This window comes from Amycolatopsis sp. NPDC104863, assembly GCF_055582965.1.
In genome coordinates, this window is record NZ_JBVJOW010000005.1 from 538,599 (window position 1) to 553,207 (window position 14,609).

Consider the following 14,609-nt stretch of genomic DNA (forward strand, 5'->3'; position numbering starts at 1 on the left):
ATGAGCGCGTTCCGCCGCGGTGACGCCCGGGCCGGCTGGCTGTTCCTGGCCCCGACGCTGCTCGTGCTCGGCCTCTTCATGGTGCTGCCGATCCTGATGGCGCTGTGGGTGAGCGTCAGCGACTGGACCGGCAACGGCAGCCCGTTCTCCTCGCGGGTGAACTTCGTCGGCGGGGACAACTACGCCGCGCTGCTGGCCGAGCCCGGGCTGGCCCGGCAGAACTTCGCCACGAGCGTCCGCAACAACGGCTACTTCGTGCTGTTCGTCGTGCCGCTGCAGACGGCGCTCGCGTTGTTCCTCGCGCTGACCCTGCACCGGAAGAAGCTGAAGGGCCGCCAGTTCTTCCGCACCGCGTTCTACTTCCCGACCGTGACCAGCTCGGTCGCGATCTCGGTGGTGTTCCTGTTCCTCTTCTCCAGCACCGGCACGGTGAACGCCGCGCTGAACCTGTTCGGCGTGGACGGTCCCAGCTGGTTCGCCGACCCGCGCGGGCTCCTCCACCTCGCACTCGGCGACCCCGCGAACCCGCCGGCCGCGCTGACCGGGCACGGGTTCCTCGGACTGTCCTTCTGGGACTGGCTCTCCGGTCCGAGCGTGGCGATGTGCGCGATCATCGTGCTGGTCGTCTGGACCTCCACCGGGGGTTTCATGCTGATGTTCTACGCGGCGCTGCAGAACCTCCCGCCGTCGGTCGACGAGGCCGCGCTGATCGACGGCGCGACGGCGTCGCAGCGGTTCTGGCGCGTCACGCTGCCCCAGCTGCGCCCGACGCTGTTCCTGGTGCTGACGCTCGGCCTGATCGGCACCTGGCAGGTCTTCGACCAGGTGTACGTGCTCAGCCGCGGCGACCCCGGCAAGACCACGTTGACCCCGGCGTACCTGTCCTACTCGTCGTCGTTCATCGGCCACCAGTGGGGTCAGGGCGCCGCGATCGCGTTCCTCCTGTTCGTGGTGATCGTGGCCTTCACGCTGGTGCAGCGCTGGGCCCTGAGGGAGCGCCGATGAGGAAACGCTGGCTGGGGTACGCGGTGCTGGTGTTCGTCGCGGCGCTGTACATCTACCCCTTCCTCATCCAGCTCGCGACGGCGTTCAAGACCGACGCTGACGCCACCGCGCACCCGCTCCTGCCGTGGCCGCGGGACTGGTCGGCGAGCGTCTTCCGGACGCTCGCCGAGCAGGACTTCCCGCGCTGGGCGCTGAACTCGGTGTTCGTCTCGGTGACGATCACCGTCGGCCGGATCGTGTTCAACTCCCTGGCCGGTTACGCGCTTTCGCGGCTGCGGTTCCGCGGCCGCCGGGCGGTCTTCGGGGCCGTCCTGGCGGTGATCGCGGTTCCGAGCGTGGTGCTGCTGATCCCGAAGTTCCTGGTGCTCAACCAGCTCGGGATGTACGACACCTACGCGGCGATGATCATCCCGTTGCTGGTCGACGGGACCGGTGTGTTCATCATGAAGCAGTTCTTCGACACCGTGCCGGTGAGCGTGGAGGAGGCGGCGCGGATCGACGGCGCCGGCCCGTTCCGCACGTTCTGGTCGGTGGTGCTGCCGATGTCGAAACCGGCGCTGATCACCGTGACCATCCTGTCGTTCCAAGGGTCCTGGAACGAGCTGCCGCACTACATCGTGTCCCGCCAGGACCCGGCGCTGAACACGTTGACCTCCGGGGTGGCGACCCTGGTGTCCGGCCAGCTCGGCCAGGGCAACCAGTTCCCGCTGAAGCTCGCCGCGGCGCTGCTGATGACGCTGCCGGTGGCGATCGTGTACTTCGTGTTCTCCCGCCGGTTCACCCAGGGCACCTACGAGGGAGTCGACAAGTAGCTCAGCGGATCAGGTTGTCCGCGACCCACTCCACAACACCGTCGGGATAAGGGTTCCCGAGGCCGAGGACGACGTGCCCGAACCCGGCGTCGACCGCTTCGGCGATCTTCTCCTTGGTGGCGGCGGGTTTGTCGTAGTCGACGGGCAGGAAGATCGAGCGGGTGATCGACGCCGGGTCGCGGCCGATCTCGGCGCAGTAGCGGTCGAGCAGCCGGCTGCGGCCGGCGAGGTCGTCGATGTCGCCGCCGCCCGGGATGTTCCACTGGTCGGCGTGCTCGGCGACCACCCGCAGGGTCGCGCTCGCGCGGCCGCCGATCATGATCGGCGGGTGCGGGCGCTGCACCGGCTTGGGGTTGCCGAAGGCGCCCGTCAGCTTCACGTACTCGCCGTCGAAGTCGAACGGCCGCTCCTCCGTCCACAAGCGACGGATGACCGTGCAGGCCTCGGCGAGCGCGGCGACGGCGTCGTCCTGGGTGTGGTAGGGCAGGCCGTGGCCGTCGTACTCGCGGCGGGCCAGCGGATGGCTGGGGCGGGAGCCGGCGCCGATGCCGAAGTCGAGCCGCCCGCCGGACACGACGTCCACCGTGGTCGCGATCTTCGCCAGCACCGCCGGTGGGCGGAAGCGGTTGCTGGTGACCATCAGGCCGAGCCGCAGGCGTGACGTCTGCGCGGCCAGCGCCGAAAGCAGCGTCCAGCCTTCGAAGATCGGGCCGTCCGGGTCACCGCCGATCGGCATGAGGTGGTCGAACAGCCACGCGTGCTCGATCTCGGGCACGGTGTCGGCTTCGCGCCAGACGCGCAGGATCTCGTCGTAGCCGACGTTCATGGGCGCGGTCAGGATGCCGAAACGGGGGGTCATCAACGCCTCCGGAGGGACGGGTCGAGCAGGGCGGGCGGGGTGTCGAACTTCTCGTGGGCGGCCAGGTCGACGCCGGGCGCGACGATCGTGTCGATCTCGTCGAGCACGTCGCGGGGGAGCACGGTGTCGGCGGCCGCGAGCTGCGCCTTCAGGTGGTCGACGGTGCGCGGCCCGATGAGCGCGCTGGTCACGCCCGGGTGCGCCGTCACGAACCCGAGCGCCAGCTGGATCAGGGAAAGCTGGGCCTGGTCGGCGAGCTTGGCCAGCTTCTCGACGGCGTCGAGCCGGGCCTGGTTCGCCGGGAGGGTGAGGTCGAAGCGCTGCGGCACGACCTGCGCGCGGCTGGTCGTGATCTCCTGCCCGGCGCGGACGGCGCCGGAGAGCCAGCCGGACGCCAGCGGGCTCCACGCGAGCACGCCGAGGCCGTACTCCTGCGTCACGGGCAGCACGTGGGCTTCGATCCCGCGCTGCAGGATCGAGTAGCTGGGCTGCTCGGTGACGTAGCGGCCGAGGTGGTGCTCGCGGGCGGCCCACTGCGCCTGGACGATCCGGTACGCCGGGAACGTCGACGACCCGAAGTAGCGGATCTTGCCCGCGCGCTGCAGGTCGGTCAGCGCGGAAAGCGTTTCCTCGTCGCTCGTGCGCGGGTCCCAGCGGTGCACCTGGTACAGGTCGACGTGGTCGACGCCGAGGCGGCGCAGGCTGTCTTCGAGCGCGGTGACCAGCCAGCGGCGCGAGCTGCCCTGGTGGTTGCGCTCGTCGCCCATCGGCATGAACGCCTTCGTGGCCAGCACGAGGTCGTCGCGGCGGCCGGCGACGGCCCGGCCGACCATCACCTCGGACTCGCCCTGGCCGTACATGTCGGCGGTGTCGACGACGTTGACCCCGCCTTCGAGCGCGGCGTCGACGATGGCGGTGGCCTCGTCCTGGGTCGTGCGCCCGATCGCGCCGAAGTTCATCGCGCCGAGCGCGAGGGTGCTGACCTGCACTCCGGTGCGGCCGAGCGTGCGGTACTGCATGGTGGGGTCCTTCCATGGTTTCATGGGAAACGGAACGTTGCTCCGCTAACGATACGGAGCATTGTTCCGGTTAGCAACCTCGGGAGGTGCCGGTGACCGAAAGCAGGCCGAAACGCGCCGACGCGCGGCGCAACGAGAAGACGTTGCTCGACGCGGCGGCCGCGGTCTTCGTCGCGTCCGGGGTCGACGCGCCGGTGCGCGACATCGCGGCGAAGGCCGGCGTCGGGATGGGGACGATCTACCGCCACTTCCCGACCCGCGCGGACCTGATCATCGCCGTCTACCGGCACCAGGTGGAGGCGTGCGCCGCGGCCGGGCCGGAGCTGCTGGCGGCGTCGGACTCCCCGCACGCCGCGCTGGCGCAGTGGATCGACCTGTTCGTCGACTTCCTGGTGACCAAGCACGGCCTGGCCGGCGTCCTGCAGGGCGACGGCTTCGACACCCTGCACGCGTACTTCCTCGAGCGGCTCGTCCCGGTGTGCGCGCAGCTGCTCGAAGCGGCCGGGCTGACCGCGCGGGTGCGGCCGCTGGAGCTGATGCGGGGGGTCGGCAACCTGTGCGTCGGCGCGGAGGACAACCCCGAGTACGACGCGCGCCGCCTGGTCCGGCTCCTGATCGCGGGGCTGCGGGCGTGATCGAGGAGCTCACCGGAGAGCCGTACCCGCTGCTGGCCCGGCTTCGCGCGACCGAGCCGGTGGCCTGGCTGCCGGCGTTGAACGGCTGGCTCGTCACCCGGCACGACCTGGCGTCGGAGGTGATGCGCGACGCGGCGACGTTCACCGTGGACGATCCCCGCTTCTCGACGGCGCGGGTGGTCGGCCCGTCGATGCTTTCGCTGGACGCGGCCGAGCACACCCGGCACCGGACGCCGTTCTCCCGGCACTTCCGGCCGCGGGAGATCGAAGACCGGTTCGCCGGGTTCGTGCGTGCCGAATGCGCCCGGCTGGTCGACGGGTTCGCCGCGGCCGGGCACGCCGAGCTGCGACGGGCGCTGGCCGGCCCGCTGTCCGTCGCGGTGGTCGCCGACGCGCTGGGCCTGGCCGACACCGACACGGCCCGGGTGCTGGCCTGGTACGACGCCATCGTGTCCACAGTGGACGACATCTCGGCCGGTCGCGCGCCGGGATCCCGCGGCGGGGAGGCGTTCGGCGAGCTGCGCGCCCACCTCGAAGGCTCGGTCGGCCGGCGCTCGCTGCTGACCGACGCGGCGGCGGCGCTGGAGCTGCCGGAGGTCGTGTCGAACGCGGCGGTGCTGATGTTCGGCGGCATCGAGACGACCGAGGGCATGATCACCAACCTCCTGCTGCACCTGCTGCGCGACCCGGCGCCCTGGGACCGCGCGCTCCTCCCGGCGGCCATCGAGGAGTCGCTGCGGCTCGAACCCGCGGCGGCGGTCGTCGACCGGTACGCGACGCGCGACGTCTCGCTCGCGGGGGCGTCGATCGCCCGCGGTGACCTCGTGACGGTGTCGCTCACCGCCGCCAACCGCGATCCCGCGGTGTTCCCGGACCCGGACGTCTTCGACCCGCACCGCCCGAACCTGCGCAAGCACCTGGCCTTCGCCGTCGGGCCGCACTTCTGCCTCGGCGCCGACCTCGCCCGGCTCGAAACGCGGATCGCCGTGGAGACCGTGCTCGACCGGCTGCCGGGGCTCACCCTGGCGGAGCCGGCCGCGGCGTCGGGGCTGGTGTTCCGCAAACCCGCGGCGCTCCACGCCCGGTGGCTGCCATCATGACCGCATGACGACGTGGCGTGAGGTCGAAGCGGCGGAACCGGAGTTCGCACGGCGCGTGCAGGGGCTGTTCGACGCCCATCGGCACAAGACGCTCGCCACCCTGCGGGCCGACGGGTCCCCGCGGATCTCCGGCATCGAGACGAAGTTCACCGACGGCGAGCTGACCTTCGGTTCGATGCCCGACGCTCGCAAAGGCGCCGACCTCAAGCGCGACCCGCGGCTGGCGCTGCACAGCGCGACGGTCGACCCGATCGACGGCGAAGAGGCGAAGTGGCCGGGGGAGGCGAAGATCTCCGGCCGGGCCGTCGAAGCGGGTGACGGCTTCCGCGTGGACGTCACCGAGGTCGTCCACACGCACCTGAACCCCGAGGCGACCCTGCTGGTCGTCGAGTGGTGGACGCCGGCGCGGGGGCTGCGCAAGGTCGAGCGGGAGTAACCGCACCCGATCCCGGTTTCGGGGTCTTTGTCGGTCTCGTAGTTAAATCAACTGCTTGACTTAGTGTGGGTTGGTGGCCAAGCTGCAGGGCAGGGGACATTCACCACCGAGGAGCCCGTGATGACACAAAGCCACGCCGGCCCGTTGCCGCGCTTCCCGTTCCGCTCCGCCGCCCCGCTGGAGCCGCCGGCCGAGTGGGCCGAGCTCCGGGCGGAGTGCCCGGTCGCGCGGGTCGCGCTGGCCAGCGGGGACGAGGCGGCGCTGGTCACGCGCTACGCCGACGTCAAGAGTGTGCTGTCCGATCCGCGGTGGACCCGGCCGACCCCGGCGGACAACGCCGCGCGGGTCGCCGACACCGAGTCGGGCGGGGTCTTCAACAGCGAGATGGCCACCGTGCTCCCGCAGCACGGCGAGGGCCACCTGACCTGGCGCCGGACCCTCGGCAAGTGGTTCACGGCGAAGCGGATGAACGCGCTGCGGCCCGGCATGGCCGCGATGGCCGAGCAGCTCGTCGACGACATGATCGCGAAGGGCGCACCCGGTGACCTCAAGGCCGGCGTCGCCTTCCCGCTGCCGGTCTGGGTCATCTGCGACATGCTCGGTGTGCCCGACGCCGACCGCGACCGGTTCGCGCACTGGTCGGACGTCATGCTCAGCATGACGCGTCACACGCAGGCCGAGTTCGACGCCGCGCAGCGGGAGTTCGGCCGGTACATGGGCGGGCTCATCGCCGCGAAGCGCGCCGAACCCGGCGAAGACATCCTCAGCGCGTTGCTCCCCGAAGACTGGTCCGACGCGATGCTGATCGCCACCGGCATCGGCCTGCTGATCGCCGGGCACGAGACCACCGCGAACATGATCGCCAAGATGGTGGCGATGCTGCTGGCGGACCGGAGCCGGTGGGAACGCCTGCTGGCCGACCCGGCGCTGGTGCGGACCGCGGTCGAGGAGACGCTGCGCCTCGACGCCAACGCCGGGCTGGGCATGCTGCGTTACCTCGCCGACGACTTCGAGGTCGCCGGCGAGGTGCTGCCCGGCGGAACCACGGCGATGTGCAGCATGGCCGCGGCTAACCGCGACGAGCGCGCATTCGAGAACGCGTCCGAAATGGACCTGGGCCGCAGCCCCAACCCGCACCTGGCCTTCGGCGCCGGTGCGCACGCCTGCCTCGGGCAGCCGCTGGCGCGCACCGAGCTGCAGGTGGTGCTGGAAGTGCTGCTGCGCAAGCTGCCGTCGCTCGAGCTCGCCGTCCCGCCCGCCGAGCTGCGCCGGGTCGAGGGACTCGCCGTCGGCGGCCTGCGGGAACTGCCCGTGCGCTGGTGACCACTGTGGACCACGCGCACGCGACGCGGGAGGAAAGGAACTCTGATGAAGGTCACCGTGGACAAAGGCAAGTGCTGCGGCGCCGGGACTTGTGTGATGCTCGCACCGGACGTGTTCGACCAGGGCGACGACGACGGCATCGTGATCCTGCTCGACGCGACCCCGGGCGAGGAGCTGCACCCGATCGTCCGGGAGGCGGCGACCGTGTGCCCGGGTGTCGCGATTTCGGTGAGCGAGGACGCGTAACCCGGGTTCACTCCACGGTGACGGACTTGGCCAGGTTGCGCGGCTTGTCGATGTCGTAACCCAGCGTCAGCGCCGCGTGGTAGGCGAGCAGCTGCAGCGGGATCGTCAGCAGGATCGGGTCGAGCTCCGGCGCGGTCCGGGGCACCACGATCCGCGGGACGTCGAGCTCGCCGAAGTCGACGTCTTCGTGCGTCACAGCGAGCACGGTGCCCCCGCGGGCCTTGATCTGCTGCACGGCGGCCAGGTTGCGCTCGGTCAGCTCGTCCGAGGGCACCACGGCGACGGTCGGGAGCGACTCGTCGATCAGCGCGAGCGGGCCGTGCTTGAGCTCGGACGTCTGGTAGGCCTCGGCGTGGCGGTAGGAGATCTCCTTGAACTTCTGCGCGCCTTCGCGGGCCACCGGGAAGCCGCGGACGCGGCCGATGAAGAACAGGCTGTTCGCGGCCGCCGCCGTCTTCGCGTGCTCGGCGATCTCCGCTTCCGCGGCCAGCACCGTCCGGATCTGGTCCGGCAGCGCGCGGATCGCCTCGATGATCCGCTGACCGTCCGCATTGGACAGATCGCGGACGCGTCCGAGCGACAGCGCGATCAGCGCGAACCCGACGGCCATGTTGGTGAGCGCCTTGGTCGAGGCGACGGCGATTTCGGGGCCGGCGTGCAGGTAGACACCACCGTCGCAGGCGCGGGCGATGGTCGAGCCGACGACGTTGACCAGCCCGGCGACCCGGCCGCCCTTGCGCTTGATCTCCTCGACGGCGAACGCGGTGTCGATCGTCTCACCGGACTGGCTGACCGCGATGTAGAGCGTGTCCGCCTCGATGATCGGGTTGCGGTAACGGAATTCCGACGCGGCTTCGGCGTCGGCCGGGATCCGGGCCAGCTCCTCGATCATCGTGGCGCCGATCTGGCCGACGTAGTAGGCCGAGCCGCAGCCGAGGATCTTGACGCGGCTGAACCCGCGCAGCTCCCGGGGGGTGAGGTTGAGGCCGTCCAGGCGGGCGACGCCGAACCGGTCGTCGAGCCGGCCGCGGATCATCCGCTCGACGGACTCGGGCTGCTCCTGGATCTCCTTGGCCATGTAGTGCGGGAAGCCGCCCAGGTCGAGGTCTTCGGCGGCGATGTCGATCTCGGTGGCCGGCTTGGTGGTGTCGCTCTCGTCGACGGTGAAGGTGCGGTAGCCGGTGGCGAAGACGGTCGCGAACTCCCCGTCGTCGAGGTGCGCGACCTGCGAGGTGTGCCGCACGAGCGCGGCGAGGTCACTGGCGACGAACATCTCCCGTTCGCCGACCCCGATGATCAGCGGCGACCCGTTGCGCGCGATGACCAGCCGATCCGGGTGCCCGGAGTCGGTGACGGCGATCGCGTAGGTCCCGGTGATCCGGGAGACCGCCTCGACGACGGCGTCTTCGAGCGTGTCGGCGCCCGAGCGGGCGATGAGGTGGGCGAGCACCTCGGTGTCGGTCTCGGAGGTGAGGGTGACCCCGGCGTCGGCGAGCTGGGCGCGCAGGCTGTCGGCGTTGTCGATGATGCCGTTGTGCACCACGGTGATCCGGCCGTCTTCGGAGGTGTGCGGGTGCGCGTTGGCCTCGGAGGCGGGGCCGTGCGTGGCCCACCGCGTGTGCCCGATGCCGATTTTGCCGCCGAGCCGCTTGGGCAGCGCGGCGGCGAGGTTGCGAACCCGCCCGACGACCCGGTGCACCTGCACGCCGCCTTTGGCGCCGAGCACGGCGATGCCCGCGGAGTCGTACCCGCGGTACTCGAGCCGGGTCAGGCCTTCGAGCAGGATGGGGGCGGCGTTCTGGCCGCCGATGTAACCGACGATTCCGCACATGGCGAACCTCTCTGTTCGGGCTCGGCTTGCTCAGCCGTAGACGATGCGGCGAAGCTGCCGTTCGGACAGCACCGGCGCGGCCACGAGCCGGCCGCGAAGCTCGGTGGCGATCAGGGGGAAGATCTCGGGGTTCTTCCGGCCTTCGGCCTGCAGTTCGGCATGCCGCCGCCGCACGTACTGCTCGGCGGGGGTCCGGTAGAAGGCCAGGACATCATCAACAACCCGGGCGGCAACCCCCGGCGCCAAACCGGTGGACGCGGCTACTCGGTCGACGATGTCTGTGTCCTCCACGGGGCCATCATGCACTGTGGGGGTGGCTGGGGGCAAAAACTTGCCCGAAATCGGGCAAGTTCGATGGTCTGGGGTGCCGCGGGGTGGGCTGCGGCGGTGCGGGTGAGCCTGCGGGGTGCGGCAGATTGGCGCCCGCGGCTGGGGGCGGCCGTGGATTGCCTCGCTGAGGTGGCTGAGAGTGGCGGCGCTTGGGTTCGCCGCCGCCGCCGCCGCCACTGCCGCCGCCGCTCTGCCGCCGCTGCCGCCGCTGCTGCTGCCGCTGCTGGCGCCGCCGGTGCTGCGGCTCGCGCGGCCGCCGCAACCATGACCGCCGCGACTGTGGCCGCCGCCGCGACCGCCGCCGCTCCGCCCACGACCTCCCGCGACTGCGACCGACGCTCCTGCTGGAGCCGCTGCCACCGCGGCCGCTGGCGCTGCTGCTGGCGCGATCGCTGCGACTACGATCGCCGCCGCTGCGACGGCGGCCGCCGCCCGCCGCTGCTGGCACCCCGGCTGCTGCTGCCGCCATCGCCGCGACCGCTGCTGCTGGCGCCGCGACCGCTGCTGCCGCTACGGCTGGTGGGGCTGGCATTGCCGCTGCCGCTGCCGCTGCCGCTGCTGCTGGCGCTGCCGCTGCTGGCGCTGCCGCTGCCGCTGGCGCTGGCGCTGCCGCGACCGCCGCCGCTGCGACTGCGCCGCCGCCGCTGTCGCCGCCGCAGGCGGCGGGGCGGGCCTGGTCGCGGAGTGTTCCGTTTCCGCCCGTCGTGCCGTGCCGGTTGGTGCTCGACTGGCCGTGCGAAAGGTGATCTCGCTTAGTTACCTGAACGCGCGGGTTGCGGTTGGTCCGCGGCGCTCTATCTAGCCGACGAGAGCTGGGCTTGATGAGGCGGCTGTCCGGGATTGCTGGAGCCCGGTGCGGATTGCTCCGACAGTGAGTTCAGGGCTGGGCAGTGTTGCATCAGGCTTGCGGCTGGTCGTTGAAGCTTGGCGCGGGGACTGAGTCGCGGTCCCACCTTTCCGTCTGCCGGGTGCTGCGGCTGGCCGGGTTTGCGTTGGAGTCTTGGCACCGGGGCGTGTCGTCTGTTTATCGCGGACCGATCTCGGGCGTGGGTGTAGGCCCGTAGCCGGTGGCTGCGGGCCTTTCCCCTTATTCAATTCCTCAAGCCGCGAACGGCAAGGGTTGATGCAGGTTGTTGCGCCTGGGTTTTCGGCGCCTGTCCAAGAACACCGGCGGCAAGAACTCCGGGAGACCATCGGCGGCGATGCGGACCTCCCAGCCGGAACGGTGCAGCAACCGGTGGTGATGCGCGCACAACAACACCAGATTGCCCAGATCCGTCGGGCCACCTTCGGCCCAATGGCGGATGTGATGACCCTGACAGTGCCGTGGCGGGCGGGGACAGCCCGGGAACGCGCACCCCCGGTCCCGTAGGAACAACGCCCGCCGCAGTCCCGCCGAGATCAGCCGGCGTAGGCGGCCCAGGTTCAGCGGTTCGTTCTTCTCCCCGAGCACCGCGGGGATGAGCATGCTGTCGCAGGCATGCACCCGGGCTTCGGCTGCGGTCATCGTGGCGGTGTCGCCGAGGGTGGCCGCACCGATACCCGATCTGAGCGCGTCGAGGTGGACGGCGACCAGGACGTGGGCGCGTTCCCCCGCCTGCAGCGGCAGGTCGGGGGAGTTCAACGCGAGGTCGAGCGCGTCGGAGAACGCGTCGCCGTGGCGTTGCTGCGGGGACCGGATGTCCGCGCCTTCCTCGGGGGTGCGGCGCTGGGCCAACGAGTCGAGCAGGGCGCTGGCGCGGGTGCCGGTTTCGTCGTCGAGACGCCCCGTCAGCTCCCAGATCCCGGTTCTTTTCCGACGCAGCGAGAGTTCGCGGTTGGGGATGGGGGGTTCGGTGGTGTCGGGTGGGGTGCCGTCGGGGTCGAGGTGGGCCAGGATCCGGGTGCCGAGCGCGGCGACTTGTCGGTGGCCGGCTTCGGCGGTGTAGGACAGCAGGCTTTGTTCCGCTTCGTCGCGATGCTCAACGGGGATCTGGGTGAGGACCTCGACGATGGTGTCGATCATCGGCGCGCTCAACGACCCGTCGGCGGCGGCCACACCGGTGGCGGGGGCGAGCGCGGGGAGTGGGGTGCCGTCCAGGGCGCGGGAGGGGTTGAGGGCGCGGGCGCGTTTCACGACACGGTCAGCGGCAGCCCGGGGGATGTCGGCGAGGTGCTCGAACAACCGCGTGACAGAGCGGTATCCGAAGAGCTCGAGAACACCCCGTGACTCGATTTCCATGAGCAGCGAACCGATTTCAGCCTCGGCGGACCGCACCACAGCAAGCAGCGTACTGACACGGTCGGCCAAGGCCGTCGCGTCTGCTTGCCACACCGTTTCGCTGTCCACGTACCAAGATTACCGGCGGTTCGAACACGTGGTCATCACTCAATGGGATGAACGTCAACTACCCAGGCACGTGAACCCGGCCGCGGCGGCCAGCGACCCCGGATCACCCTCCCGCAGTTCCAGCTGCGCCGCCGCCAGCGCCGGGGCCGCCGCTTCTCCCGCTGCCAAGCGGCGGTGCAGGGACACCATCAGCGGCACCGTCTCGGCGTCCGGGATCGGGATCACCGACGCCACCAGCTGGGCCGTTCCATGCGCGATGAACGTCGCGCTGAGGCCGAGCAGCTCGTCTCCCGTGTGGACGACCGAGCGGCCGCTGTCGCACGATGCCAGCACCACCGTGTGCGGCACCCGCGGCAGACGGTCGAGGTCGTGGACCATCAGGGGACCGTCGTGCAGGCGCAGGCGGGAAAACAGCGGGTTGTCCGTCGACAGCTTCCCGTGCGCCGCCAGGTGTGCCGTGCCCGCTGTGCCCAGCGCCGCGAGCACCGCCTCGACCGTTCCGGGCAGCGGTGCGCACCCGTGGATCTCCGCCACCGCGCGGGCTTCCTCCGTCGCGCCGGCCAGGCCCGGCCCCGCGGCCACCGCCACCGGGCCCGGCCGGGGCGGGGTCCGCACAGCCGACAGCCACAGCGCCGCCGACGGGGTCACGCTCACCGCGCGGCCCGCGCACGAGGGCAGGACCGACCACGGGACGCCGTGCAGGGCCCCGGTCGGTGCGATCACCAGGGGCCTGCCGCCGGTTTCGCGCAACGGCTCGAGCAGCGCCGCGTCCAGCCGGTGTGCGCTCGCGGTCAGCAGCTGGGCCAGTGCCGGCCCGCGGCGGTCCAGGCGGGCCAGGCGATGCAGGGCGAAGCGCAGCCGGTCGACGAGGTCCGCGATCGGGGCCGCCGGGCCCAGCTCGTGGCGGCGCAACCGGCCGCCGGCCAGGGTCAGTGCGTGGAGCTCGCCGTCCAGTTGGAGGAACTCGACGAGCGCGCGGTCGCCCAGCGCGGCTCCGAGAGCGCCCGCTGACGCCGGGGCGGGCGGTGGGCCGGCGGCCGCGCCGGGGTGGCGACGGCTGTGGTCGCGGATCCGCCGCTCCAGCGTGATCCGGCGGTGCGCGGGCACCGCCGTGCCGCGGTCGATGTCCGCGACGACCGCTCGCAGCCGGCCCAGCAGGTCCGCCAGCACCGGGTCGTCGGCCGGCCGGACCGGCCGGTGCAGCAGCCGGCTGGCCCGGCCGCGTTCGGCCCACTCCAGCACCGCCGCCGGCCGGCCTTCGCGCAGGGCCGACCGCAGCCCCAGCTCGGTCAGCTCCCGGCGGTGGGCCGCCGAGTGCACCCAGAGGTCGGTCGCGCCCAGCGCCGCCGCGTGCTCGTCGAGGATCCGCAGGCCGTTGCGGGCCGCCCGCCGGGCCCCGGGAATGTCCTTTTCGGACTGTCGCAGCACGGCTTCGGCGTACCACCCGCGGGCCCGCAGGGTCGCCGGGCCGTGCTTGCGGACGTCGCTCGCCCGCCGCAGGTGCTCGCGTGCGTCCGTGTCCTTCCGGCGGCGCAGCAACACCTGCGCGGCGATCAACCGCGCTTCGACGGCGGCCGCGGGCCAGCCCGCCTCGGCGAGGGTGCCGGCCATCCGCTCCACGGCGTCGAGCGGGATCCGTGGCGCCCGCCCGGCCGCCGATCCGGCCCGCAGCACGGCCAGCCGGGCCAGCGCGGCCCACTCGTCCCGGCCCTGGTGGGCGAACTCGCGGCTCGCCCGCCGGGCGTGTATGACGGCGGTTTCCCAGTCCCCGCCCAGAAAAGCCGCCTGGGCGAGCAGCAGCCGGGCCTCGGGGACGTTGAGCAGCCGGCGCTCACGGCGGTAGGTCGCGACGGCGCGTTCGGCCGACTCCCGCGCCTCCGCGGCAACACCCGCCGACAGCAGCAGCTCGGCCCGGTGCCGGTGCATCCAGCCGCGCTGGGCGCCGTGCTCGGAGATGATCCGCTCGGCCCGGTCGAGGTGGCCGAGCGCGGCGGGGACGTCACCGCGGTAGGTCTCGACGCGGCCCAGGTTCTCGGCGATGATCCCGACGGTCAGCTCGCGGCCCAGCTTGCGCGCGAGCTGCTCGGCCTCCAGGAGATCGGCCTTCGCGGCGCTGAAGGCGTACCGGTCGGACTGCAGGAACGCCCGGTTGATCAGCATGCGCTGCACCCCGAGCAGGTCGCCGGAGCGCCGCAGCGCCGCCAGCGCCGTGCGGAAGTCCGCCAGGGCCTCGTCGAGCCGGCCGGCCTGGTTCAGGACGATGGCCCGCTGGGCGAGCGCACGGGCGCCGGACGAGCCGGTGAGGTCGGGCAGCGCCAGGTCGACCTCGCGCAGCGCCGCCGCCGGCCGTCCCTGCTGCGCGAGCGCGTAGGCCAGCTTCATCCGGGCCTCCGCCACCAGCGCCGCCGACTCGGCCGCGCGCCCGGCCGCCATCGAGCGGCGGAAGTGGTGGACCGCGTCGCCCATCTCACCGCAATGCAGGAGTGCGTGGCCCCAGGCCCGCTCGGCGACGGCCAGCGCGGCCGGGTCCCGGTCCCGCCGGGCCCGGACGACGGCCGGGCCGGTGAGCGGGAGGGCCCGGCGCGGGTCGAGGTCGGCCATCCGCATCGCCTCGTCGGCGGCGTCTCGCGCCGTGTGATGCATCAGGACGGCCATCAGCGACTCCGAAAGGTAGACGCCATCAA

15 protein-coding genes are annotated in these 14,609 nt (G+C 72.0%); 9 read left to right on the plus strand and 6 right to left on the minus strand.

Annotated features, from left to right (window positions below):
* On the plus strand, window positions 1-1,005 hold the full coding sequence (locus ACZ63J_RS29375) for a carbohydrate ABC transporter permease (protein ID WP_465340914.1): 1,005 nt from the start codon (window positions 1-3) through the stop codon (window positions 1,003-1,005).
* Window positions 1,002-1,817 (plus strand): carbohydrate ABC transporter permease, encoded by an 816-nt coding sequence (locus tag ACZ63J_RS29380; protein WP_465401089.1) that lies wholly within the window; start codon window positions 1,002-1,004, stop codon window positions 1,815-1,817. The genes ACZ63J_RS29375 and ACZ63J_RS29380 overlap by 4 nt, the downstream gene beginning before the upstream one ends.
* 1 nt (window position 1,818) lies before the next feature.
* Here ACZ63J_RS29380 and ACZ63J_RS29385 read toward each other — a convergent pair whose 3' ends face one another.
* Window positions 1,819-2,676 (minus strand): LLM class flavin-dependent oxidoreductase, encoded by an 858-nt coding sequence (locus tag ACZ63J_RS29385; RefSeq protein WP_465401090.1) that lies wholly within the window; start codon window positions 2,674-2,676, stop codon window positions 1,819-1,821.
* A complete protein-coding gene (locus tag ACZ63J_RS29390) occupies window positions 2,676-3,695 on the minus strand; it encodes an aldo/keto reductase (RefSeq protein ID WP_465401091.1) in 1,020 nt (339 codons plus the stop codon). Before ACZ63J_RS29390 ends, ACZ63J_RS29385 begins: the two co-directional genes overlap by 1 nt.
* Window positions 3,696-3,787: 92 nt before the next feature.
* Between ACZ63J_RS29390 and ACZ63J_RS29395 the strand changes: the two genes are divergently transcribed.
* The 5 genes from ACZ63J_RS29395 to ACZ63J_RS29415 all read left to right on the plus strand — a co-directional run bounded on the left by ACZ63J_RS29395 (window position 3,788) and on the right by ACZ63J_RS29415 (window position 7,435).
* Window positions 3,788-4,330, plus strand: coding sequence for a TetR/AcrR family transcriptional regulator (locus ACZ63J_RS29395; RefSeq protein ID WP_465340909.1), 543 nt, complete (start codon window positions 3,788-3,790; stop codon window positions 4,328-4,330).
* On the plus strand, window positions 4,327-5,430 hold the full coding sequence (locus ACZ63J_RS29400) for a cytochrome P450 (protein ID WP_465401092.1): 1,104 nt from the start codon (window positions 4,327-4,329) through the stop codon (window positions 5,428-5,430). Before ACZ63J_RS29395 ends, ACZ63J_RS29400 begins: the two co-directional genes overlap by 4 nt.
* A 4-nt stretch (window positions 5,431-5,434) precedes the next feature.
* Complete coding sequence (locus tag ACZ63J_RS29405) at window positions 5,435-5,866, plus strand: pyridoxamine 5'-phosphate oxidase family protein (RefSeq protein WP_465401093.1); 432 nt, start codon at window positions 5,435-5,437, stop codon at window positions 5,864-5,866.
* 120 nt (window positions 5,867-5,986) lie between these two features.
* Entirely contained in the window at window positions 5,987-7,189 is a 1,203-nt protein-coding gene (locus ACZ63J_RS29410) for a cytochrome P450 (RefSeq protein ID WP_465401094.1), read from the plus strand.
* A gap of 45 nt (window positions 7,190-7,234) precedes the next feature.
* The gene (locus ACZ63J_RS29415) at window positions 7,235-7,435 is read left to right on the plus strand and encodes a ferredoxin (RefSeq protein ID WP_465340905.1); all 201 of its coding nucleotides are present in this window, start codon (window positions 7,235-7,237) and stop codon (window positions 7,433-7,435) included.
* A gap of 7 nt (window positions 7,436-7,442) precedes the next feature.
* Here the strand turns inward: ACZ63J_RS29415 and glmS are convergent, their stop codons facing one another.
* Together glmS and ACZ63J_RS29425 are read right to left on the minus strand one after the other, a co-directional pair.
* Window positions 7,443-9,266, minus strand: coding sequence for a glutamine--fructose-6-phosphate transaminase (isomerizing) (gene glmS, locus ACZ63J_RS29420; RefSeq protein ID WP_465401095.1), 1,824 nt, complete (start codon window positions 9,264-9,266; stop codon window positions 7,443-7,445).
* Between the two features lie 30 nt (window positions 9,267-9,296).
* Window positions 9,297-9,557 (minus strand): hypothetical protein, encoded by a 261-nt coding sequence (locus ACZ63J_RS29425; protein ID WP_465340903.1) that lies wholly within the window; start codon window positions 9,555-9,557, stop codon window positions 9,297-9,299.
* 178 nt (window positions 9,558-9,735) lie between these two features.
* Between ACZ63J_RS29425 and ACZ63J_RS29430 the strand changes: the two genes are divergently transcribed.
* On the plus strand, window positions 9,736-9,864 hold the full coding sequence (locus ACZ63J_RS29430; RefSeq protein ID WP_465401096.1) for a hypothetical protein: 129 nt from the start codon (window positions 9,736-9,738) through the stop codon (window positions 9,862-9,864).
* Entirely contained in the window at window positions 9,861-10,352 is a 492-nt protein-coding gene (locus ACZ63J_RS29435) for a hypothetical protein (RefSeq protein WP_465401097.1), read from the plus strand. The genes ACZ63J_RS29430 and ACZ63J_RS29435 overlap by 4 nt, the downstream gene beginning before the upstream one ends.
* Before the next feature lie 343 nt (window positions 10,353-10,695).
* On the opposite strand, the gene ACZ63J_RS29440 is transcribed toward ACZ63J_RS29435, so the two are convergent.
* Window positions 10,696-11,925: an HNH endonuclease signature motif containing protein gene (locus ACZ63J_RS29440; protein WP_465401098.1), complete on the minus strand. Its 1,230-nt coding sequence runs from the start codon at window positions 11,923-11,925 to the stop codon at window positions 10,696-10,698.
* Window positions 11,926-11,979: 54 nt separating this feature from the next.
* Entirely contained in the window at window positions 11,980-14,580 is a 2,601-nt protein-coding gene (locus tag ACZ63J_RS29445; protein ID WP_465401099.1) for a CHAT domain-containing protein, read from the minus strand.
* Window positions 14,581-14,609 lie beyond the last annotated feature (29 nt).